Origin of the sequence: Hydrogenophaga sp. (genome assembly GCF_036675665.1) — a bacterium.
Lineage (GTDB): Bacteria > Pseudomonadota > Gammaproteobacteria > Burkholderiales > Burkholderiaceae_C > Hydrogenophaga.
Map to the genome: position 1 here is coordinate 1 of NZ_JAKFEO010000021.1, position 22,626 is coordinate 22,626.

The following is a 22,626-nucleotide window of genomic DNA, read 5'->3' on the forward strand; positions in this document are numbered from 1 at the left end:
TGGTTCAACTCCTGTCGAAGAGCGAGGCGGATTGCCTCACCCGTCAACATGGCAGAACCAGCGCCGGAACGAATAACCACGATGCTGCCGGAGCGATTACCGCGAAAGCGGTTTAGTCCATCGCTGCATAGCCGCCGAAGGGGCGCGGCCGATAGGGTCTAGGGAAGTAGGCCAGTTGTAGTAACTACCGTCCGCCAGTAGCAGAACTATGGCGGGAGTAGCAGTCACTTTGGCGGCCTACGCTACAAACAACTCAAACGTCGATGTTCCCAGCCCGCAGCGCATTCGCCTCGATGAAATCCCGACGCGGCTCCACTTCATCGCCCATCAACATCGTGAACACGCGGTCGGCTTCGATGGCGTCGTCGATCTGCACGCGCAGCAGGCGGCGCACGGTGGGGTCCATGGTGGTTTCCCAGAGCTGGGCGGGGTTCATCTCGCCCAGGCCTTTGTAGCGCTGGCGCGCGGTGGTGCGCTCGGCTTCGCTGATGAGCCAGCGCATGGCCACGCGGAAGTCGGCCACTTTTTCTTCCTTCTGCTTTTCGCCTTCGCCGCGCATGACCTTGGCGCCGTCGCCGAGCAGGCCGCGGAAGGTTTCGGCGGCGGTGGCCAGCGCTGCGTAGTCGGCGCCGTGCACGAAGTCCTGCGTGAGCACGCTGCTCTTGATGTTGCCGTGGTGGCGGCGGCTGATGCGCAGGATGGGCTTGTCGGTGCGCACGTCGAATTCGGCCGCCACTTCGGCGGGTACGCCGGTGGTGGTGAGCTCGCGCAGCTTCTCCTGCAGCGCGATGGCGCTGACCTCGGCCTGCTCCACGCTGTCGAGGTCAAGCGATACGCCGTCGGCGATCGAGCGCAGGGCTTCGGCGTCCATGAAGTTGGACAGGCGCGCGATCACGCTTTCGGCGATCTGGTGCTTGCGCGCGAGCTCGCCCAGGGTGTCACCGCTGAGCGTGGTCTGCGTGGCACCACCCGTGAAAACGCTGGCGTCTTTCAGTGCGATGCGCAGCAGGAAACCGTCGAGCGCTGCGGCGTCCTTGAGGTAGAGCTCTTCCTTGCCGGCCTTCACTTTGTAGAGCGGTGGCTGCGCGATGTAGATGTGGCCGCGTTCCACCAGCTCGGGCATCTGGCGGTAGAAGAAGGTGAGCAGCAGGGTGCGGATGTGCGCGCCGTCCACGTCGGCGTCGGTCATGATGATGATGCGGTGGTAACGCAGCTTGGCGACGTTGAAGTCGTCCTTGCCGTCACCGTTGGCGCTTTCACCGCCAGCCTTGCCGATGCCGGTGCCCAGGGCGGTGATGAGTGTGAGGATTTCGTTGGAGGTGAGCAGCTTCTCGTAGCGCGCCTTCTCCACGTTCAGGATCTTGCCGCGCAGCGGCAGGATCGCCTGGAACTTGCGGTCGCGGCCCTGCTTGGCGGAGCCACCGGCGGAGTCGCCCTCGACGATGTAGATCTCGCACAGCGCCGGGTCTTTCTCCTGGCAGTCGGCCAGCTTGCCGGGCAGGCCCATGCCGTCGAGCACGCCTTTGCGGCGTGTCATCTCGCGCGCCTTGCGCGCGGCTTCGCGGGCGCGGGCGGCGTCCACGATCTTGCCGCAGATGATCTTGGCGTCGTTCGGGCGTTCCTGCAGGTAGTCGGCCAGCAGGCGGCTCACGATGTCTTCGACCGGGCCGCGCACTTCGCTGGAAACCAGTTTGTCCTTGGTCTGGCTGCTGAACTTGGGCTCGGGCACCTTGACCGACAGCACGCAACACAGGCCTTCGCGCATGTCGTCACCGGTGACCTCGACCTTGGCCTTCTTGGCGAAGTCGTTGTCGTCGATGTACTTGTTGATCACCCGCGTCATGGCCGCGCGCAGGCCGGTGAGGTGGGTGCCACCATCGCGCTGCGGGATGTTGTTGGTGAAGCACAGCACCTGCTCGTTGTAGCCGCTGTTCCACTGCATCGCCACTTCCACGCCGATGTTGGTGCCCTGGTCGCTCGCACGGTCGCCCAGCGCGTGGAACACGTTGGGGTGCAGAACGGTCTTGCCCTTGTTGATGAAGTCGACGAAGCCCTTGACGCCGCCGGCGCCGGAGAAGTCGTCTTCCTTGCCGCTGCGCTCGTCCTTCAGGCGGATGCGCACACCGTTGTTCAGGAACGAGAGTTCACGCAGGCGCTTGGACAGGATCTCGTAGTGGAAGTCGGCGTTCTCGCGGAAGATGTCGTAGTCGGGCAGGAAGTGCACTTCGGTGCCGCGCTTCTCGGTCGGGCCGGTCACGCGCATGGGCGAGATTTCGATGCCGTTGGGCGTGGTTTCCAGCAGGCGGTTCTGCACGAAGCCGCGCGCAAACTCGATCTGGTGCACCTTGCCTTCGCGGCGCACGGTCAGGCGCAGCCACTGGCTCAGCGCGTTCACGCAGCTCACGCCGACGCCGTGCAGGCCGCCCGAGACTTTGTAGCTGTTCTGGTTGAACTTGCCGCCGGCGTGCAGCTCGGTCAGCGCGATCTCGGAGGCCGAGCGCTTGGGCTCGTGCTTGTCGTCCATCTTCACGCCGGTGGGAATGCCACGGCCGTTGTCGGTGACGCTGATGGAGTTGTCGCTGTGGATGGTCACCACGATGTCGTCGCAGTGGCCGGCCAGGGCTTCGTCGATGGAGTTGTCGACCACCTCGAACACCAGGTGGTGCAGGCCGGTGCCGTCGGACGTGTCGCCGATGTACATGCCGGGGCGCTTGCGCACCGCTTCCAGGCCTTCCAGGATCTGGATCGAGCCTTCCCCGTAGCCTTCGCTGGCACCCACCTGGTGGGCGTCGATGGTGGGCTGGAAATTGGAGCTGTCGGCGTTGGCCGCACCGGTGTTGACGGATTCGGCGGGCTTGTTGGCTTCTGACATAGGGGACTTTTCTCAATCGCTAGAAAGGCCAAACCCGCTGGGCAGCGGGTCGGGCTTGGGGGAGAGTTGATCGCTCGGGATCAGATCCGCATCGGCATGACAACGTACTTGAAGGCGTTGTCGTCGGGGTTGGTCACCAGCGCCGAGCTGTTGCCATCGGACAGTTCGATGCGAACCATTTCCTGCGTCATGTTCTGCAGTGCGTCGATGAGGTAGGTGACGTTGAAGCCGATTTCGATCGTGTCGCCGCCGTAGTCGATGTCGAGTTCGTCGACCGCTTCTTCCTGCTCGGCGTTGCTCGATGCCACGCGCAGCGCGCCGGGCTCGATGTTCAGGCGCACGCCCTTGAACTTCTCGCTCGTCATGATGGCGGTGCGCTGCAGCGAGGCCAGCAGCGGCACGCGGCCGAGCGTGACGATGTTCTTGTGGTTCTTGGGGATGACGCGGTTGTAGTCGGGGAACTTGCCCTCGACCAGTTTGGTGACGAACTCCATGCCGTCGAAGCTGAACTTGGCCTGGTTGGCGGCGAACTGCATCTCGATCGCGCCTTCCTTGTCGCTCAACAGGCGCTGCAGTTCCAGCACGGTCTTGCGCGGCAGGATCACTTCCTGTTTGGGCACTTCCACGTCCAGCGTGGCGGAGGCGAAGGCCAGGCGGTGGCCGTCGGTGGCCACCAGGCTGAGCTGCTTGCCTTCGGCCACGAACAGGATGCCGTTCAGGTAATAGCGGATGTCGTGCACCGCCATCGAGAAGGACACCTGGCCGAGCAGGCTCTTGAGCGTTTTCTGGGGCACCGAGAACACCGGGCCGAAACTCGCCGATTCCTGCACCAGGGGGAAGTCTTCCGGCGGCATGCTCTGCAGCGTGAAGCGGCTCTTGCCACCCTTGAGGATGAGCTTGCCCGCGCTGGATTCCAGGCTCACGCTCTGGTCACCCGGCATGGTGCGCAGGATGTCGATGAGCTTGCGCGCCCCCAGCGTGGTGGCGAAGTTGCCGCTGTCACCGTCGAGCTCGGCGGTGGTGCGGATCTGGATTTCCAGGTCGCTGGTGGTCAGCTGCACCTGCGAGCCGGTCTTGCGAAGCAACACGTTGGCCAGGATGGGCAGGGTGTGGCGCCGTTCCACGATGCCGGCCACCGATTGCAGCGCGGCCAGAACCTTGTCCTGGGTCGATTTCAAAACGATCATGTCAGACTCTTTCGTCTCTGGTTGCTTGTGGTCCGGGGGTTGCCTCCCCGGCGGGCGCTGCGTTTGTCGGAGCCAAATCTTCGCTATTTTCGCTGTTTTGGGAGCGCGTCCCGCAAAACGCCGTTCGACTCAAGAACGGCTCTCCCACTTCACGCCCGCGCCTCATCCCTTGAGCGTCTGTTCCAGCACGTGCAGCTGCTGGTTGAGCTCGGTGTTCTGCTGGCGTTCGGCCCCGATCTTGCGCACCGCGTGCAGCACCGTGGTGTGGTCGCGCCCGCCAAACAGCTCGCCAATTTCGGGCAGGCTTTTCTGGGTCAGTTCCTTGGCAATGAACATGGCGATCTGGCGCGGGCGCGCAATGCTGGCCGGGCGCTTCTTGCTGTACATGTCGGCCACCTTGATCTTGTAGAAGTCGGCCACGGTCTTCTGGATGTTCTCCACGCTGATCTGCCGGTTCTGGATCGACAGCAGGTCTTTCAGCGCCTCGCGCGCCAGCGCGATCGAGATCTCTTTCTGGTTGAAGCGGGAATACGCCAGGATCTTGCGCAGCGCGCCTTCGAGCTCACGCACGTTGGAGCGCACGTTCTTCGCCACGAAAAATGCCACTTCCTCGGGCATCACGGCGTTTTCCACCGCCGCCTTGTTGATCAGGATGGCCACGCGCATTTCCAGCTCGGGCGGCTCGATGGCCACCGTCAGGCCCGAATCGAAGCGCGAGACCAGTCGCTCGTGGATGTCGGCCAGGCCCTTGGGATAGGTGTCGCTGGTCAGCACGATGTGGCTCTTCTTGGCCAGCAGCGCTTCGAAGGCGTTGAAGAATTCTTCCTGCGTGCGCTCCTTGTTGGCAAAGAACTGCACGTCGTCGATGAGCAGCAGGTCCAGCGAGTGGTAACGCTCCTTGAACTCGTCGAAGGTTTTGCGCTGGTAAGCCTTGACCACATCCGACACAAACTGCTCGGCGTGGATGTAGAGAACCTTGGCCTGTGGACGATCGGCCAGCAGGTGGTTGCCGATGGCGTGCACCAGGTGGGTCTTGCCCAGGCCGACGCCGCCGTAGATGAACAGCGGGTTGTAGAGCTGGCCCAGGCTGCCCGCCACGTGCATGGCGGCGGCTCGCGCCATGCGGTTGGCCGAGCCCTCCACCAGGGTGGAAAACGCCAGCGCCGGGTTCAGACGCGTCTTCGGCCCGCTCGGTGCCGTCACTTCGGGAGGCGCGAGATCGGGCAGCTCGGCGAGCACCAACTCTTGCGCAGTGCGTGGTGCTGGTGACGTGCGGCTGGGGCCTTCACGCGGAGCAAGCACCAACTCCAACACCACTGGGGCACCCTGAATGGCCTCCAGCAAGGCGGTGATGCGGGCGGCGTATTGGGTGCGGATCCAGTCCAGCTTGAACCGGTTGGCCACCGACACGATCACCCGGGAGACGTCGGGCGCCACGGTGGCCGAGAGGGGGCGGATCCAGGTGTTGAACTGCTGTTCCGGGATGTCCTGGGAGAGCCGATCCATGCAGGCCGACCACAGGGAAAGGGGGTCGGCGTTGCCGGAAGACAGGGACGCGCTGGGGGGGAGGCCCTCGATCATGCTGGGATTGGCGATGTTGTTGTGGTTGTGGACAAATGACGCAGGGCCAGCCGGTCATTGTAGGCGTGTGCGTGACTTATCCACAAGCCGGTCGGCGGGAAGCTCCGGCCAGGGCGACGGGTGACGTTCCTGAAGTGGATCGTCTGCATATAAGGCCAAGTGCTTGCCGCACCTGGGTTTTCTTTGCGATAATTGCGGGTTTTCCCGATTTGTAAGAGACCACCATGAAACGCACCTACCAGCCTTCCAAGATCCGTCGCGCCCGCACCCACGGTTTTCTCGTTCGCATGAAGACCCGTGGCGGCCGTGCTGTGATCAACGCCCGCCGCGCCAAAGGCCGCAAGCGTCTGGCTGTCTGAGTCGGCGCGTTGACTTGGCGCATGGTGTGCCGGCGTCCCTGTGCCCGGCCCGCCGGCCGCCCGATGTTGGCGGTTGTGCCGTGACCCAGCGCCTGCGGTCCCGTCAGCAGTTCCAGGCCGTCATGGCCGGAGCGCCTGTGGCCAAGACTCCTCACTTCGCTTTGCATCGCGCGGCTCTTGACGTTGTCGTCGAGGGCAAACCGTTGTTTCCCGTGGCCGATGCCTGGCTGGGTGTCCTGCTGCCCAAGCGCTGGGCACGCCGCGCTGTCACGCGCAATGCCATCCGCCGCCAGATCTACGAAGTGGCGCGGCACCAGCCTGCCGCCTTGCCGCAGGCTGCCTGGGTGGTGCGCTTGCGCAGCGAATTCAGCCGCAAGCAATTCGTGAGCGCCACGTCCGACGCACTCAAACGCGCCGTGCGCCTGGAGCTGGAGCAGTTGTTGTCGCGCGCCATGTTGCCGAAGGCCGTCGCGCCCCTGGAGGCCCGTGATGTGGTCTGACTGGCCACGCCAGGCATTGGTGGGTCTCGTCAAAGGCTACCGGCTGCTCTTGAGTCCGTCGTTGGGCAACGGTTGCCGATTTGAGCCCTCGTGTTCGGTGTACGCCATCGGCGCGCTGGAGCAGCACGGTGCCGCGGCAGGCGCCTACCTCACGGTCGCGCGGCTGGCGCGCTGTCATCCCTGGTGCGAAGGGGGCTTCGATCCGGTGCCGGAGTCCCGGCCCGCCCTCTTTTCCCGTCTGATTTCACCCTCCTCAGCAAAGAAGAACGCGTCATGAATGACATCCGTCGGTCCATCCTGTGGGTGGTGTTTGGTTTGTCCATGGTCCTGATCTGGGACAAATGGCAGATCCACAACGGGCACAAGCCCACCTTTTTCCCCGGCTCGGCACAGGTGGGTGCACCGGCCAGCACCTCGGCTCCGGCCGCCGACGCCAGCGTGCCCACCGCCGTGGCCGTGCCGTCATCGGCCACCACCAGCGCACCGGGTGAAGCGCCGGCTGGCGCACCCAGCCCGGTCGCCGCACGCCATGTGGTGACCACCGACGTGTTCAAGCTGGTCTTCAACACCGAGGGCGGATCGCTGATTGGCGCCGAGCTGCTGAAACACGCTGAAGCCACGCAGCAAAGCAAGGACCAGAGCGAACAGCCGTTCACCCTGCTGACCCAGGGCAATGACCGCATCTATGTGGCCCAGACCGGCCTGATCGGTGGCTCGTTCCCCACGCACAAAACCCCGATGAACCTCGTGACTTCCGAGACCGCGCTGGCCGATGGCCAGAACGAGTTGCAGGTGCGCTTCGAGTCGGCCGATGTGGGCGGCGTGAAGCTGGTCAAGACCTACACCCTCACGCGCGGCCACTACGACATCGCCGTGAAGCACGAGGTGCAAAACCTCGGTACCCAGGCCGTGAGTCCGCAGCTCTACCTGCAACTGGTGCGCGACGGCAGCAAGCTCAGCAGCGAAACGCCCTTCTATTCCACCTTCACCGGCCCTGCCGTCTACACCAACGAGAAGAAGTACCAGAAGGTCGAGTTCGCCGACATCGAGAAGAAGAAGGAAGACCTGTACGTCAAGTCCAGCACCGACGGCTATGTGGCCATGGTGCAGCACTACTTTGCTTCGGCCTGGCTGCTGGGCGAAGGCGTGGCGCGCGACAACTTCGCCCGCAAGGTGGACGACAAGCTGTTCGCTGTGGGCAGCATCACCAACCTGCCGGTCATCGAGCCCGGCCAGACGCAGAGCGTGCAGGCGCGCCTGTTCGTCGGGCCGCAAGAAGAAAAGGTGCTGGAGACGATCGCTCCCGGTCTGGAACTGGTGAAGGACTACGGCTGGCTGACGATCCTGGCCAAGCCGCTGTACTGGCTGCTGGAAAAGATCCACGGCTTCGTGGCCAACTGGGGTTGGTCCATCGTGCTGCTGGTGGTGCTGATCAAGGCCGCGTTCTACTGGCTCAACGCCAGCGCCTACCGCAGCATGGCGAAGATGAAGAAGATCAACCCCCGCATCATGGAAATGCGCGAGCGCCTCAAGGGCAACCCGCAGGGCATGCAGCAGGAAATGATGAAGATGTACCGGGAAGAAAAGGTCAACCCGCTGGGTGGCTGCTTCCCGATCCTGATCCAGATCCCGGTGTTCATCGCGTTGTACTGGGTGCTGCTCTCCAGCGTGGAGATGCGCAACGCACCCTGGATGGCCTGGATCACCGACCTGTCCTCGCCCGATCCGTACTTCATCCTCCCGCTGGTGATGGCCGTGACCACCATGATCCAGACCGCGCTCAACCCGCTGCCACCCGATCCGCTGCAGGCCAAGCTGATGTGGCTGATGCCGCTGATGTTCTCGGTCATGTTCTTCTTCTTCCCGTCCGGCCTGGTGCTGTACTGGATCACGAACAACGTGCTGACCATCGCGCAACAGTCCTTCATCAACAAGCGCATGGGTGTGCCGCTGAAGTTCAGCATGCCGAACTTCCGGGCGTAACCCCCCTGCGCCACTGACGCGGCTTCCCCCCTGAAGGGGGGACGATGTCTTGGGCCGGCGGAGCCGGACCCTCGACATCTCGGGTTGGGACTTCTTTCTCCGGCACGGGCCCGCGTATTGCGGGCCTTTTGTCTTTTATGCTCCCTCTTCATGCTCGCAGCCTCTCGTGATCCCATCGTTGCCATTGCCACCGCGCCCGGAAGGGGTGGCGTGGGCATCGTTCGGGTGTCGGGGCGGGGGATGGAGCCGTTCGTGCAGGGCTTGCTGGGACGGGTGTTGAAGCCGCGGGAGGCGACCTATTTGCCGTTCGCCGATGCAGTGGGTCAGCCGATCGACCACGGTCTGGCCTTGTGGTTTCCCGGCCCGCATTCCTACACCGGTGAAGACGTGCTCGAACTGCAAGGCCATGGCGGGCCGGTGGTGCTGCAGTTGCTGCTGGCACGTTGCCTGGAAGTGGGGCGCGAGACCCTGAGCGCGCTGCGCACGGCCCGCCCGGGTGAATTCACCGAACGCGCCTTCCTCAACGACAAGCTCGATCTGGCGCAGGCCGAGGCCGTGGCCGACCTCATCGATGCGAGCACCGAGGCGGCGGCACGCAGCGCGTCGCGCTCGCTCGCCGGGGTGTTCTCGGGCCGCATTCACGGCCTGCGCGACGCCTTGGTGAACCTGCGCATGCTGGTCGAGGCCACCCTGGATTTCCCCGAAGAGGACATCGACTTTCTGCAAAAGGCCGATGCCGCCGGGCAACTGCGGCGGCTGCGCGAGGCGCTGGCGGGTGTGCAGGCGCAGGCCAGGCAGGGCGCGCTGCTGCGCGACGGTCTGCAAGTGGTGATCGCGGGTCAACCCAACGCGGGCAAGAGCTCGCTGCTCAATGCGCTCGCCGGGGCCGAGCTCGCCATCGTCACGCCCGTGGCGGGTACCACGCGTGACGTGGTGCAGCAGACGATCCAGATCGAGGGCGTGCCGCTGCACGTGGTCGACACCGCCGGCCTGCGCGACAGCCCCGATGTGGACGAGGTGGAGAAGATCGGCATCGAGCGCGCCTGGGGCCAGATCCGCGAGGCTGACGTGGTGCTGTTCCTGCACGACCTGACCCGCACCGACACGGTCGCCTACCAAAGCGCCGATGCCGTGATTGCCGCCAGCCTGGCCCAGGCCGTGCCGACCGGCGTGCCCGTGCTGCACGTGTGGAACAAGCTTGACCAGAGCCCCTCGGCGCGCTCCGACCTGCAGGGCGGGCTGGCCATTTCAGCCAAGCGGGGCGAGGGCCTGGAGGAATTGCGCCGGCGCCTGCTGGCGCTGGCGGGCTGGCAGCAACCGGGCGACGGCCTGTTCATGGCGCGTGCGCGCCACCTGCAGGCATTGCAGCGTGTGGACGAGCACCTGCTGCTGGCCGATGGTCTGCTCGTGGCGCAGGCCGAGCATCTGGACCTGCTGGCCGAAGAGCTGCGCCTGGCCCAGCAAGCGCTCGGAGAGATCACCGGCGAGTTCACCGCCGACGATTTGCTGGGCGAAATCTTTTCGCGTTTCTGCATCGGAAAGTAGACCGGCGGCACCGCCCGGGACGCTGCGAATGCCGCTTGGCGGCACAGTTGTAAGCACGGGTAATTACAGCTTGCGCGGGGGTACGGGGGGCGGGTATCTTGATGTGATGCATGTCACACCTCCGACATCTTTGCGCTTCGACATCAGTGGCCTGGCCCAGTCCATGCGGCACAGCAGCGCGCTGGATGCGGTACCTCTGAACCTCACGGACAACCAGTGGCCGTTGCTGGCCAACTACCTGCAGCCCGTCGCGTTGCAGCAAGGTCAGGTCCTGATCGAGCAGGGGGTGAAGGACCGCACGGTGTATTTCGTCGAGAGCGGTACGTTGACCGTGCACTACGAAGACGACAAGGAGCGTGTGCGCATCGCGGTGGTGGGCTCGGGCTCGCTGCTGGGCGAAGGGGCATTCTTCAGCCATCTTCCGCGCAGCGCCACGGTTCACGCCGGCAGCGACTGCCGTCTCTGGTGCATGACGCCGCTGCGTTTTCGCGAGCTCTGCCTTCGCCATCCCGAGATCGCCCTGGAACTGACGGTGTCCATGTCCGCCGTGCTCGCTCGGCGCATGTACAACAAGCCCAAACGGGTGGCCGTCACCTGATGACCACGGGCCACGTGTTTGTGGAGCTTGAGCAGAAGCAGCGCCGGATTCATGTCCCCACTCAGACCACTTCAGCAGAACGCCTCGTGCACACTTTGACCATGTCCTTCATGAGCTGGCTCCATGCCAAGAAAACCAACGCATCGGGCAAGGGCCGACTGGCGCGCGCGCGCCAGTCGTTCAGCCAGACCACGCTGCCACTGATCTCGCCGCGCAAGGGTCGTCGCATCCTGCGGCGCGAACAATTGTTCGGTGTGGTCCGCGAGTCGCTCATCCGCGCGGGGGTGCTCTCCACCAGCTACGAGTTCAAGGTGCTCACGCTGGACGCCAACGGCGATTGTTTCCTGGTGCTGGTCGATCTGGCGTTGCCTGCCGAAGGCATGCCCGACGAGTACCTGCTCGAGATCGAAAACTGGATCCAGCAAAGCGCCAAGGCTCGCCACGGCATGCGCGTGCGCTCGGTGTACTGGCGCCGCCGTGCGGCTCAAGATCAGGTCGGTGTGGCGTTGCGTGCGGCTGTTTCCGTACAGACCCGTCGGGACGCCGAGATGTTCAATCCCACCGCCATTCCCAAACCCAACATCCAGTCCTCGCACACGCCGATGCAGGCCTTGGGTGCGGACGAGGTGGATGCGTTTCGAGCCGTGCTTCAGAGCGCAGCCAAACCTGCGTATCCCTCACCCGAAGAAGCGAAGCTGCCCATTCCCGAATCGCACAGCGACTTCGCTGCGCTCAGCGACACGCAGCACGGCAAACTCTGACCCGGCCATGATCGGGGCTCAGTGCCCGGCAAAGTCGATCAGGGTGAACAGCGCAAGACCCGATTCCCGCAGTTTCCGCGAGCCGCCGAGTTCGGGCAGGTCCACGATGGCGGCACCCTCCATCACCTCGGCACCCAGCTTCTCCAGCAGGCGCCACCCCGCCATCATGGTGCCGCCGGTGGCAATCAGGTCGTCGATGAGCACCACCTTGTCACCGGCTTTCACCGCATCGGTGTGCAGCTCCACCGTGGCGCTCCCGTACTCCAGTTCGTAGGTTTCTTCGACGGTGGTGAAGGGCAGCTTGCCCTTCTTGCGGATCGGCACAAAGCCCACACCCAGCTCGTAGGCCAACACCGAACCGATGATGAAGCCCCGTGCGTCGAGCCCGGCCACCACGGTGGGTTTGAGGGCCGGATCCATGTAGCGGTGCACGAAGGCGTCGATCAGCACGCGGAACACCTTCGGGTCTTGCAGCAGCGGCGTGATGTCGCGGAACTGAACGCCGGGCGCCGGCCAGTCGGGCACCGTACGGATGTGGGCTTTGAGGTAGGCGGAGGTGTCCATTGAGATCAGGGCTTGGGGGAGGCGCCCATTATTGACTGGGCGCACCCGTCGGGTGGCCGGGCCTTCAACCCGACAGCAGCTTGTCTTCGGCCAGCGCGAGGGCCGGTGCCTTGCCGCTGATGACCAGCGTGTCGCCTCCCTGCAGCACGGTGTCGTCGGTCAGCGGCGCAGGCATGCCGCTGGCGTGGCGCAAGCTCACCACCCGCACACCCACGGCGTGCAGGGCCAGGCTCTCCAACGTCTTGCCCACGGTGCGCCCGGCGGGTGGCAGTGTGACCGTGTTGAGCCGCTCGTGATCGAGCTCGTCGGCGCCGTCGTCGTCGGCGCCGTGAAAGTAGCCCTTCAGCAGGTTGTAGCGCGCATCGCGCTGGTCCTGCACCACCCGGATCACGCGGCGCATGGGCACGCCCACCAGCGCCAGGGCATGGCTGGCCAGCATCAGGCTGGCTTCGATGGCTTCCGGTACCACCTCGGTGGCGCCCGCCGCGCGCAGCTTTTCCAGGTCCACGTCGTCCACCGTGCGCACCACCACCGGCACATTCACCGCTTGCGCGTGCGTGTGGCGCAACACCTTGAGCGCACTGGGCGTGTCGAGGTAGGTGACCACCACGGCGCTGGCGCGGTGCAGGCCGGCCGCCATGAGCGCCTGCAGCCGGGCAGCGTCGCCAAACACCACCGAGTGGCCGGCGGCTGCGGCCTGGCGCACACGGTCCGGGTCGAGATCGAGCGCCATGTAGGGAATGCGTTCGGCCTCGAGCAGGCGGGCCAGGTTTTGCCCGCAGCGCCCGTAGCCGCAAATGATCACGTGCTTGTCGGCGTTGATGGCCTTGCGCGCGATGCTGGTCATCTGCACCGACTGCATCAGCCAGTCGCTGCCCACCAGACGCGTGACGATGGTGTTGGCATACATGATCACGAACGGCGTGGCCAGCATCGACAGCACCATGGATGCCAGGATCGGGTTGAACAGTGCCGGGGGAATCAGGTTGTTGTTGCCCGCCAGCGTGAGCAACACCAGACCGAATTCACCCGCCTGCGCGAGGTACAGACCGGTGCGCAGCGCCACGCCCATGGGCGCGCCGAACGCGCGCGTGAGCCCGGTGATGAGCGCCAGCTTGAACATCAGCGAGAGCGTGAGCAGCAGAAGCACCAGCTCCCAGCGGTCGAACACCATGCGCCAGTCCAGCATCATGCCGATGGTGATGAAGAACAGGCCCAGCAAGACGTCGTGGAACGGGCGGATGTCGGTCTCCACCTGGTGCTTGAACTCGGTCTCTGAAATGAGCATGCCGGCCACAAACGCACCCAGCGCGAGCGACAGGCCGGCGTGCTCTGTCAGCCACGCCAGCCCCAGGGTGATGAGCAAGAGGTTGAGCATGAACAGCTCGTCGCTCTTGCGTCGCGCCACCAGCGTGAGCCACCAGCGCATCACCTTTTGTCCACCGGTGAGCAGCAGGCCCAGCAACAGCACCGCCTTCAGAGTGGCCCACCCCAGCGCAATCAGCAGATCCTCGGGATCGGCCGCCAGCGCGGGAATGATCACCAGCAAGGGCACCACGGCCAGGTCCTGGAACAGCAGAATGCCCAGTACCCGTTTGCCGTGTTCGGATTCCAGCTCGATGCGCTCGGCCACCAGCTTGATCACGATGGCCGTGCTGCTCATGGCCATCACGCCGCCGAGCGCCAGCGCGGTTTGCCAGCTGATGTCCCACCAGGCGGGCAGGAACAGCGTGAGCGCCATGGAGGCCAGGGTGGTGATCAGCACCGTGAGCACCACCTGCGACAGGCCCAGCCCGAACACCAACCGTTTCATGGCGCGCAGTTTGGGCAGGCTGAACTCGAGCCCGATGACGAACATGAGGAACACCACGCCGAACTCCGCGAGGTAGCGGATGGCGCTGGAGTCCTGCGTCAGTGCCAGCGCGTTGGGGCCGATCAGCACACCCACCACCAGGTAGCCCAGCATCGGTGGCAGCCGCAGCAGCCGGCACCCGACCACGCCCAATACGGATGCCAGCAGGTACAGCAGGGCGAGATCGAGAGAGGTCATGCAGGCATGTTAACGGCGAGCGGTGTATCCGCATGGGGCGCTGCCACGAGGCCCACGGCGATAATGAGCCGCATGACCTTGCCCACCACTTTTGACGCCGCCCGCGCCCTGGCGATGGCCCAGGAAACGCTGAGCATCGAAGCCCAGGCCGTCACGGCCATGGCCGTGCGCATGGGCGATTCCTTTGCCACCGCGGTGGCCAGCATGCTGGATTGCCGAGGGCGCGTGGTGGTCATGGGCATGGGCAAGAGCGGCCACATCGGCCGCAAGATTGCCGCCACGCTGGCATCCACCGGCACGCCGGCCATGTTCGTGCACCCGGCCGAAGCCAGCCATGGCGACCTGGGCATGATCACCTCCGCCGATGTGGTGCTGGGCATCAGCAACAGCGGCGAAAGCGAAGAGCTCACCGCGATCCTGCCGCTCATCAAGCGCATGGGCGTGCCCTTGATCGCACTCACCGGTCGACCCGACTCCACGCTCGGTCGCCATGCCCTGGCCGTGCTCGACAGCTCGGTCGACAAGGAAGCCTGCCCACACAACCTCGCACCCACCGCCAGCACCACCGCGCAACTCGCCATGGGCGACGCACTTGCCGTGGCTCTGCTCGACGCGCGCGGCTTCAAGGCCGACGACTTTGCCAGGTCGCACCCCGGTGGCGCGCTCGGGCGCAAGCTGCTCACGCACGTGAGCGACGTCATGCGCAGCGGCGCCGACGTGCCGCGCGTCGGTCCCGAGGCCAGCCTGATGGAACTGATGGGTGTCATCAGCGCCAAAGGGCTTGGCATGAGCGCCGTGGTGGATGCCGACGACCGCGTGCGCGGCATCTTCACCGACGGCGATCTGCGCCGCCTGATCGAGAAGACCGGCAGCAGCGCCGACCTGCGCACCCTGCGCGCGATCGACGTGATGCACCCCAACCCGCGCACCGTGCGCGCCGACGCGCTCGCCGTGGAGGCCGCTGACTTGATGGAAGCCAACCGCATCACCAGCGTGCTCGTGGTGGACGAGGCCGGTGCACTCATCGGAGCGCTCAACGCCAACGACCTGATGCGATCGAAAGTGATCTGAATGAATGCCCTGCCCGCCCTGCGCCCGGCCTTGAACTTCGCACCCGAACTGCTGCTGCAGGCGCAGGGCATCCGCGTGGTGTTCTTCGATGTGGACGGCGTGCTCACCGACGGCGGTCTGTTTTTCAGCGAGTCGGGCGAAGCGCTCAAGCGTTTTCACACGCTCGACGGTCACGGCATCAAGCTGCTGCAACGCGCCGGCATCACGCCCGCCGTGGTCACGGGACGCGACTCGGCGGCCCTGCGTGCGCGCCTGAAGGCGCTGGGTGTGGCGCACGCGCGTTTTGGCACCGAAGACAAGCGCCCGGCCGCCGAAGAGATCCTGGCCGAACTGGGCCTGAACTGGTCGGCCGCCGCGGCCATGGGCGACGACTGGCCCGATCTGCCCATGATGCGGCGCGCGGCTCTGGCCTGCGCGCCGTCCACCGCCCACGCCGAGGTGCTGGCCGTGGCCCACCATGTCACCATCCGGCTGCCGGGCGCCGGCGCCGTGCGCGACCTGTGCGACCTGCTGCTCGTGGCCAGCGGTGTCTATGCCCGCGAACTGGAGGCGGCCGCCCGATGAGCACGTCCGATCCGCTGGATTTCCTGGACACCATCGACCTCACCGAGCCGGCCGCCCGCCCGCGCCGCCGCAAGCCCAAGCTCCTGGACCGCCTCTCCATTTACCTGCCCATGCTGCTCATGGGTCTGCTCGCACTGGCCTCGTATTGGTTGCTGCGTGCCACCCCGACGCCCGAGGCGCCCCAGGCCGAGCGGCCCGTGAGCAGCGAACCCGACTACTTCATGCGCGGTTTTTCGGTCAAGGCGTTCGACCTCACCGGCGCGCTCAAGTCCGAGGTGGTGGGCGACGAGGCGCGTCACCACCCCGACGACGACCGCATCGAGATCGACAACGCGCGCATCCGCAACATCGGCCCCGAAGGCCGACCCACGGTGGCCAGCGCGAAGTTGGTGACCACCAACGCCGACAACAGCCAGTTCATCCTCGAAGGCCATGCGGTGGTGGTGCGCGAAGCTGCCGTCGGACCGAATGGCGAAGTTTTGCCCCGGCTCGAATTCCAGGGCGAGTACCTCAAGGTCTTCGTCGACCCGGAGCGTGTCGTTTCCGACAAGCCGGTGGTGCTGCTGCGCGGCACCGACCGGCTGGTGGCGGACACGCTCGACTACCGGGGCGACGCCGGCGTGGCCGATTTCAAAGGCCGGGTGAAAGTCCAACTGATGCCCCGCTGAACTGCCCGCACTCCCATGACCATGCCACCAGACCACCCAGCGGCCCCGCTCGCCTTCATCACCGGCGCATCCAGCGGCATCGGCCAGGCGTTGGCCGCCCGATTTGCCCGCGCTGGCTACCGGCTGGCATTGGTGGCGCGGCGCACCGCCGAGATGCAAGCCTTTGCCGACGCCAACGGATGGGATGCCGATCGTTGTCGTGTGTACGGCGCCGATGTGTCCGCCATCGACAGCATCGTGGCCGCTGGCCTCGCCTGCCTGGAAGCCCAGGGCGTGCCCGACGTCGTCATCGCCAATGCAGGCGTGAGCATCGGCATGGACACCACCGAACGGGACGACCTGGACGTGATGGCCCGTACCTTTGCACTGAACAACACCGGCATGGCCGCCACCTTTCACCCATTCGTGGCGGCCATGGTCGCGCGCGGCAGTGGCGCGCTGGTGGGCATTGCCAGCGTGGCGGCCATCCGGGGGTTGCCGGGGCACGGTGCCTACTGCGCCAGCAAAGCCGCGGTGGTGGCGTACTGCGAGAGCCTGCGCGGAGAAATGCGTGGCAGCGGCGTGGCGGTCGTGACCGTTGTGCCGGGCTACGTCGACACACCGCTGACCCGCGAAAACCGCTACGCCATGCCGTTTTTGCTGAGCCCCGAGACCTTTGCCGACCGCGCCTTTGACGCCATCGTCGCCGGCGTGAGCTACCGCGTGATTCCTTGGCAGATGGGCGTGGTGGCCAAATTGCTGCGCCTGCTGCCCAACGCCTTGTTCGATCGGGTCTTGTCAGGTCGGGCACGCAAGCACAGGCAGGGCGAAGTCAAAAGCGGGGCTTGATCCGGCGGCTTCCGGAGCGCCCATGAAAAAAGCCCTGAGGCCATGCCGCAGGGCTTTTTTCTTGGGGCTGATCAGCGAACCCGAGGGCTCACCGAATCAAGCTGATCGAGGGCTATCAGTAGCCGCCACGGCCACCGCCGCCGCCGCCACCTTCACGACGGCCACCGCCACCGCCGCCACCACCGTAGGGGCTGCGGAAGCCGCCGTCGCTGCCGCCACCACCACCAAAGCCGCCGCCGCCACTGCGGCCGCCGCCGAAGCCGCCGCCACCGGTGCGGGGAGGACGGGCTTCCATTGGACGGGCTTCGTTCACCACCAGGCTGCGACCGCCCAGGGATTGGCCGTTCATGCCTTCAACAGCGGCTTGCGCTTCGGCATCGTTGCCCATTTCGACAAAGCCGAAACCTTTGGAACGACCGGTATCGCGCTCCATCATGACTTTGGCGCTGTTGACCGAGCCGTAAGCGCTGAAGGCTTGTTGGAGGTCTTCGTCGCGAACGGTGTATGGCAGATTGCCAACGTACAGTTTGTTGCCCATGGTCGGGACTCCTAAGAACACTGAGAAAAATAGCGATGGAGCCCCGTTAGCACACAAAAACCTGTAGCACGCGAAACCGACCGATCACTTGTCAAAACGAGCGCCTTGGACGCTCGCCAGAGGATTATGCGCGCAATGTCCCGCAAACAGTAACTATTTTTCAGGACGCTGCGGCCCCCATTGACGTCGACGCGGCTTTACAACAAACCCTTCACGGCCCGGGACGTGGGTATGTGCCCTGCCTTCGGGCTCGCATCGGGACGATGCTTCAATCTATACTTCGCGCTCACAGCGCCGATTTGATCCGAATTGCGGGCGCTCTAAAAATGCCGCTAAAGAAGAGACTCCTGGTCCAGCATCCCGGTCTCGCTCTTGGCGGCATCGGGATTTTTTTCGGGCGCGCGCCGCCCACAGGACACCAGATTGATCGTCACGCCCCAAACGTTCCGGTTCACCGAGCCACTGCCGCTGCGCAGCGGCGCTGCCTTGCCCGCCTACGAATTGGTGGTGGAAACCTACGGCACGCTCAATGCGGAGCGTTCCAACGCGGTGCTCATCTGCCACGCCCTCAACGCTTCGCACCATGTGGCGGGCTGGCATGCCGACGGACAGGGCCGGCCGGTCGCGCGCAGCGAGGGCTGGTGGGACAACATGATCGGGCCCGGCAAGCCGGTGGACACCGAACGCTTCTTCGTGATCGGCGTCAACAACCTGGGCTCGTGTTTCGGCTCCACCGGCCCCACGCACACCAACCCGGCCACCGGAGCACCCTGGGGCGCGGACTTCCCCGTGGTGACGGTGGAAGACTGGGTGGACGCGCAGGCCCGCCTGCTCGATGCCATGGGGATACAGACCCTGGCGGCCGTGATGGGCGGGAGTCTGGGCGGCATGCAGACGCTGGCCTGGACGCTGCAGTACCCGGAGCGCGTGCGCCATGCGGTGGTGGTCGCCAGTGCGCCCAACCTCACGGCCGAGAACATCGCCTTCAACGAGGTGGCGCGGCGCGCCATCGTGACCGACCCCGATTTCCACGGCGGGCACTACCTCAAGCACGGCACCCTGCCACGGCGCGGCCTGCGCATCGCCCGCATGATCGGGCACATCACCTACCTCAGCGACGACGTGATGAACGAGAAGTTCGGGCGAAGCCTGCGTTCCATCGACGAGGGTGACCCCACGGCCGCGGCCGAGCTGGCCTACCGCTACACCACGCAGGACGTGGAGTTCCAGATCGAGAGCTACCTGCGCTACCAGGGCGACAAGTTCAGTGAGTACTTCGATGCGAACACCTACCTGCTCATCACCCGCGCGCTCGACTACTTCGACCCCGCGCGAGAGCATGGCGGCAGCCTGAGCGCGGCGCTTTCCAAGGCCACGGCCAGGTTCCTGCTGATCAGCTTCACCACCGACTGGCGGTTTTCGCCCAAGCGCAGCCGCGAAATCGTCAAGGCGCTGCTGGAAAACCGGCGCGACGTGAGTTACGCCGAAATCGACGCGCCGCATGGGCACGACGCCTTCCTGCTCGACGACCCGCGCTATCTCAACGCGGTGCGCGCCTACTTCGACCAGACCATCGCGGGAGGTCAGGCATGAGCGAGCAGGCCATCATGGAATCCATCGCCCGGCTCGTTCCATCCGGCTCGCGCGTGCTCGACCTGGGCTGCGGCGACGGGGCCATGCTGGCCCACCTGCAGACCACACGCGGTTGCAGCGGCTACGGTGTGGAGATCGACGATGCCAAGGTGCTGGCCTGCGTGCGCCGCGGTGTCAATGTGCTGCAGCTCAACCTGGAAGACGGGTTGAGCACCTTTGGTGACAACGCTTTTGACGTGGTGCTGCAGATCGACACGCTGCAACACCTGCGCAACGCCGAGACCATGCTGCGCGAGACCGCGCGCGTGGGCCGCATCGGCGTGGTGGCGTTCCCCAACTTCGCCCACTGGCCCAACCGGCTGGCGGTGGTGCAGGGACGCATGCCGGTGACCAAGCGCCTGCCCTTTCAGTGGTACGACACGCCCAACATCCGCGTGGGCACGCATGCCGACTTCGAGGTGCTGGCACGGCGCAACGGCCTGACCATCGAGAAGAGCTTCGGTCTGCACGAAGGGGAAGAAGTGCACCGCTGGCCCAACCTCATGGCCAGCACGGCAGTGTTCCGTTTCAGCACCTGACCCACACCCCCGCCAGCGCTGTTCAGGCGCGGCCAGCCTCGCGCGCCGCGTCCGCCGCAAAGTCGCCAGTGATCGGATGGCCCGCGTTCATGGCGGGGTAAACCTCGGCGAACACTGTCCGGATCTGCGCCAGCGGCAGATCGTTGAAGCTGCCGCGTTCCTTCACGTACTCCATGTGCTGGCGGCCTGCGCGGTCGAATGCGTGGTAGAGCGAATCGTGCACGCCGTCGAACTCCAGCGGCAGCAGGCCGAACTTGTCGCACAACTCGAGGTTGAAGGCCGGCGTGGCCTTGCGCCAGGCACCGTCGATCCACAACTCGGTGTACCCGTGCCAGACGAACACATCGGTCTTCATGGTCTGGCGCAGCTTTTCGGTGGACAGGTGGTTCTTCACATCGGCAAAACCCAAGCGCGCGGGGATGCCCGCCGCGCGCGCCACCGCCGCCAGCAACACCGCCTTGGGCACACACCAGCCGAAGCCCTGTGCCAGCACGGTGCTGGCGGTCATGCCGTGGTCGGAGAGGTCGATGCGGTAGGGGTCGTAGCGCACCTGGTCGCGCACGGCGAGGTAGAGCGACACCGCCTGGTCACGCGCACGGCTGCCCAGCGCATGCGCTTGCGCAAAGGAAACGATGGCCGCGTGGTCGCTGTTGATGGCCTGGGTGGGGGACAGGTGCTCGGGTTGGGGGTGGTTCACTTGCATGGGCTCAAAGTAGCAGAGGAGCTCGTGCCCCGCCGACACGTTCGAGACAAACGGCCCGTGGGCCCACTGTGATGGCGTTTTGTGTACTTAAGTACTGGGTTGGCGTGCAAGCGGCGGGAATGGACAGGCTTTGTCCACTTTTTTCCGACTTCAGCCTGCGCCTGGCTGGCCGATATTCCATGGACCAACCCGAAAACCGAGGACCCATTCCATGGACATGCGCAACGAAGCCAATCACATCGCTCGCCACGACAGCGCCCGCGCAGCGGCCGCACAAAAGGCCAGCGCCGAATTCCTGACCTTTCGCCTGGGTGGTGAGGAATACGGCATCGACATCCTGCGCGTTCAGGAGATCCGCTCGTACGAAGAGCCCACCCGCATCGCCAACGCGCCCTCGTTCATCAAGGGCGTGGTCAACCTGCGCGGGGTCATCGTGCCGGTGGTGGACCTGCGCATCAAGCTGGGCTGCGACAAGGTGGAATACAACGGCTTCACGGTCGTGATCGTGCTCAACGTGCGCGGCCGCGTCGTCGGTGCGGTGGTCGACTCGGTGTCCGACGTGCTGGAACTCGCCGGCGAGCTGATCAAGCCCGCTCCCGAGATGAACACCAATGTGGACACCAGCTTCATCACCGGCATCGCCAGTGTGGGCGAGCGCATGTTGATCCTGATGGACATCGAAGCCCTCATGTCGAGCACCGACATGGGGCTGATGGACAGCACCCAGGCCCTTCAATAAGCCCCACACGCCGCTCGCACCCAGAAGAGGAGACAACCCCCATGAAACCAAGCTCCAACCGACAAACCTCCGTGGCGCGCCGCGTGGCCTTGCTGGCCGTGGTCATGCTCGCCACCGTGCTTGCGCTGATCAGCGGGGCCATGTCCCTGATGGCCGAGTCGTCCTCGCGCGACCGCATGGTGGAGTGGGCGGGTGACAAGGCCTCGTCCGTGGCCGGTTCGGTCGATGCTTTCGACGCCACCGCCCGCCTGATGGCGGAGCGCGCTTTCAAGCCTTTCCGCCAGAAATTCGGCGAGAAGTTCGAACTCGACGAACAGGCCGGCATGCTCAAGAGCTGGGGCATGTTGCTCAACAACGATTTCTCCGAGGTCGATACCTTCAACCGCATCAACGGCGGCGTGGCGACCATCTTCATGCGCAAGGGCGATGATTTCGAGCGCATCAGCACCTCGCTGAAAAAGGAAAACGGTGAACGCGCCATCGGCACGGTGCTGGTGCGCACCCACCCGGCACATGCCCTGATGCTCGAGGGCAAGCCCTACACCGGCCGTGCCGTGCTGTTCGGCAAGCCCTACATGACGCACTACGAGCCGGTCAGGGACGAAGCCGGCAAGGTGGTGGGCATCGTGTTCATCGGTTTTGACGTGGCCGACTTCCAGGCCTCGCTGGACAAGCTGGTGGCCGATACACGCTTTTTCGACAGCGGTGGTACCTACTTGATCGACCCGCGCGCGTCCAACGCCGAGGCGGTTTTCGTGTCCCATCCCACGGCCGCGGGCAAGAAGGTGCTGGAAGTCAATCCCGGCGCCGATGCCATGCTCACCGCGCTGCGCGCGGGTCCTGACGTTTTCGTGCGCGACGCCATTCCCTTGTTCGATGCCAGTATCGAGCGCCCCTGGGTCGCCAAGCGCGAGGCCAAGGCGGGCGGCTGGTGGGTCGTGGCCGAGGTGTCCGACGCCGAGGCCATGGCCAGCCACTGGCGCACCATGTATGCCTTCTGGGCCCTGCTGGCCGCGGCCACCGTGGCGCTGGGCGTGGGCCTCTTCTTCATGGTGCGCCGCAACGTGAGCCAGCCGCTGGCTCAATTGACGTCGGCCGTGACCACGGTGGCGCAGGGCGACCTGAGCCAGGTCTTCCAGTCCAGCCGCAGCGACGAGATCGGCCGCCTGGTGCGCGAGGTCGAAACCATGCGCCAGCGCTTCCTCGGCATGATGCGCGAGCTGCGCAGCGCCACCGACAGCATCAACACGGCTTCGTACGAGATTGCCTCGGGCAACCAGGACCTGAGCGCGCGCACGGAGCAGGCGGCGAGCAACCTGGAAGAGACGGCGGCCTCGATGGAGC

At 65.2% G+C, this 22,626-nt stretch carries 22 protein-coding genes; 15 read left to right on the forward strand and 7 right to left on the reverse strand.

All coding sequences use genetic code 11. The annotated features are described in order from the left end of the window. Positions 1-253 precede the first annotated feature (253 nt). The 3 genes from gyrB to dnaA form a co-directional block, all read right to left on the reverse strand. Entirely contained in the window at positions 254-2,872 is a 2,619-nt protein-coding gene (gene gyrB / locus V6M63_RS09530) for a DNA topoisomerase (ATP-hydrolyzing) subunit B (protein WP_332741349.1), read from the reverse strand. An 80-nt stretch (positions 2,873-2,952) separates the two neighbouring features. Further along, positions 2,953-4,059, reverse strand: a complete 1,107-nt coding sequence (gene dnaN / locus V6M63_RS09535; RefSeq protein ID WP_056270743.1) for a DNA polymerase III subunit beta — start codon at positions 4,057-4,059, stop codon at positions 2,953-2,955. A 162-nt stretch (positions 4,060-4,221) separates the two neighbouring features. Continuing rightward, on the reverse strand, positions 4,222-5,640 hold the full coding sequence (gene dnaA / locus V6M63_RS09540) for a chromosomal replication initiator protein DnaA (protein ID WP_056270747.1): 1,419 nt from the start codon (positions 5,638-5,640) through the stop codon (positions 4,222-4,224). Positions 5,641-5,864: 224 nt separating this feature from the next. On the opposite strand from dnaA, the gene rpmH reads away from it, so the two are divergent. From rpmH to V6M63_RS09575, 7 genes are all read left to right on the forward strand, one after another. Next, positions 5,865-5,999 carry a 50S ribosomal protein L34 gene (rpmH, locus tag V6M63_RS09545; protein ID WP_006299042.1) on the forward strand — a complete coding sequence of 45 codons (135 nt, stop codon included), beginning with the start codon at positions 5,865-5,867 and terminating at the stop codon, positions 5,997-5,999. A gap of 80 nt (positions 6,000-6,079) precedes the next feature. Then, entirely contained in the window at positions 6,080-6,499 is a 420-nt protein-coding gene (locus tag V6M63_RS09550) for a ribonuclease P protein component (protein WP_332741350.1), read from the forward strand. Beyond that, positions 6,489-6,776 (forward strand): membrane protein insertion efficiency factor YidD, encoded by a 288-nt coding sequence (yidD, locus tag V6M63_RS09555; RefSeq protein ID WP_332741351.1) that lies wholly within the window; start codon positions 6,489-6,491, stop codon positions 6,774-6,776. Before V6M63_RS09550 ends, yidD begins: the two co-directional genes overlap by 11 nt. After that, entirely contained in the window at positions 6,773-8,482 is a 1,710-nt protein-coding gene (yidC, locus tag V6M63_RS09560; protein ID WP_332741352.1) for a membrane protein insertase YidC, read from the forward strand. The genes yidD and yidC overlap by 4 nt, the downstream gene beginning before the upstream one ends. A 150-nt stretch (positions 8,483-8,632) precedes the next feature. Continuing rightward, positions 8,633-10,027, forward strand: a complete 1,395-nt coding sequence (mnmE, locus tag V6M63_RS09565) for a tRNA uridine-5-carboxymethylaminomethyl(34) synthesis GTPase MnmE (protein ID WP_332741353.1) — start codon at positions 8,633-8,635, stop codon at positions 10,025-10,027. A gap of 106 nt (positions 10,028-10,133) precedes the next feature. Continuing rightward, positions 10,134-10,625, forward strand: coding sequence for a Crp/Fnr family transcriptional regulator (locus V6M63_RS09570; protein WP_332741354.1), 492 nt, complete (start codon positions 10,134-10,136; stop codon positions 10,623-10,625). 110 nt (positions 10,626-10,735) lie between these two features. After that, positions 10,736-11,386 carry a hypothetical protein gene (locus V6M63_RS09575; RefSeq protein ID WP_332741355.1) on the forward strand — a complete coding sequence of 217 codons (651 nt, stop codon included), beginning with the start codon at positions 10,736-10,738 and terminating at the stop codon, positions 11,384-11,386. An 18-nt stretch (positions 11,387-11,404) separates the two neighbouring features. Here the strand turns inward: V6M63_RS09575 and V6M63_RS09580 are convergent, their stop codons facing one another. After that, positions 11,405-11,950 carry an adenine phosphoribosyltransferase gene (locus tag V6M63_RS09580; protein ID WP_332741356.1) on the reverse strand — a complete coding sequence of 182 codons (546 nt, stop codon included), beginning with the start codon at positions 11,948-11,950 and terminating at the stop codon, positions 11,405-11,407. A gap of 64 nt (positions 11,951-12,014) precedes the next feature. Further along, the gene (locus V6M63_RS09585; protein WP_332741357.1) at positions 12,015-14,000 is read right to left on the reverse strand and encodes a cation:proton antiporter domain-containing protein; all 1,986 of its coding nucleotides are present in this window, start codon (positions 13,998-14,000) and stop codon (positions 12,015-12,017) included. A 72-nt stretch (positions 14,001-14,072) separates the two neighbouring features. On the opposite strand from V6M63_RS09585, the gene V6M63_RS09590 reads away from it, so the two are divergent. From V6M63_RS09590 to V6M63_RS09605, 4 genes are read left to right on the forward strand one after another with little or no spacing between them, the layout of a single operon-like run. After that, positions 14,073-15,071 carry a KpsF/GutQ family sugar-phosphate isomerase gene (locus V6M63_RS09590; RefSeq protein WP_442909566.1) on the forward strand — a complete coding sequence of 333 codons (999 nt, stop codon included), beginning with the start codon at positions 14,073-14,075 and terminating at the stop codon, positions 15,069-15,071. Then, positions 15,072-15,635, forward strand: coding sequence for a KdsC family phosphatase (locus V6M63_RS09595; protein ID WP_332741359.1), 564 nt, complete (start codon positions 15,072-15,074; stop codon positions 15,633-15,635). After that, positions 15,632-16,303 carry an LPS export ABC transporter periplasmic protein LptC gene (gene lptC, locus V6M63_RS09600; protein ID WP_332741360.1) on the forward strand — a complete coding sequence of 224 codons (672 nt, stop codon included), beginning with the start codon at positions 15,632-15,634 and terminating at the stop codon, positions 16,301-16,303. Before V6M63_RS09595 ends, lptC begins: the two co-directional genes overlap by 4 nt. A gap of 15 nt (positions 16,304-16,318) precedes the next feature. Then, positions 16,319-17,131, forward strand: a complete 813-nt coding sequence (locus V6M63_RS09605; RefSeq protein WP_332741361.1) for an SDR family oxidoreductase — start codon at positions 16,319-16,321, stop codon at positions 17,129-17,131. 115 nt (positions 17,132-17,246) lie between these two features. Here V6M63_RS09605 and V6M63_RS09610 read toward each other — a convergent pair whose 3' ends face one another. Next, positions 17,247-17,669 (reverse strand): RNA recognition motif domain-containing protein, encoded by a 423-nt coding sequence (locus V6M63_RS09610; RefSeq protein ID WP_056270777.1) that lies wholly within the window; start codon positions 17,667-17,669, stop codon positions 17,247-17,249. Positions 17,670-18,092: 423 nt separating this feature from the next. On the opposite strand from V6M63_RS09610, the gene metX reads away from it, so the two are divergent. After that, positions 18,093-19,262: a homoserine O-succinyltransferase MetX gene (gene metX, locus V6M63_RS09615; RefSeq protein WP_332741362.1), complete on the forward strand. Its 1,170-nt coding sequence runs from the start codon at positions 18,093-18,095 to the stop codon at positions 19,260-19,262. Beyond that, entirely contained in the window at positions 19,259-19,840 is a 582-nt protein-coding gene (gene metW / locus V6M63_RS09620) for a methionine biosynthesis protein MetW (RefSeq protein ID WP_332741363.1), read from the forward strand. Before metX ends, metW begins: the two co-directional genes overlap by 4 nt. Before the next feature lie 22 nt (positions 19,841-19,862). Here metW and V6M63_RS09625 read toward each other — a convergent pair whose 3' ends face one another. Next, the gene (locus V6M63_RS09625; protein WP_332741364.1) at positions 19,863-20,543 is read right to left on the reverse strand and encodes a transglutaminase family protein; all 681 of its coding nucleotides are present in this window, start codon (positions 20,541-20,543) and stop codon (positions 19,863-19,865) included. Positions 20,544-20,754: 211 nt separating this feature from the next. Here V6M63_RS09625 and V6M63_RS09630 point away from each other — a divergent pair, with 211 nt between their 5' ends. Both V6M63_RS09630 and V6M63_RS09635 read left to right on the forward strand, forming a co-directional pair. Next, a complete protein-coding gene (locus tag V6M63_RS09630) occupies positions 20,755-21,282 on the forward strand; it encodes a chemotaxis protein CheW (RefSeq protein ID WP_200959343.1) in 528 nt (175 codons plus the stop codon). A 41-nt stretch (positions 21,283-21,323) separates the two neighbouring features. Further along, positions 21,324-22,626, forward strand: a 1,303-nt coding sequence (locus V6M63_RS09635; protein ID WP_332741365.1) for a Cache 3/Cache 2 fusion domain-containing protein, incomplete at its 3' end; no start/stop codon positions are given.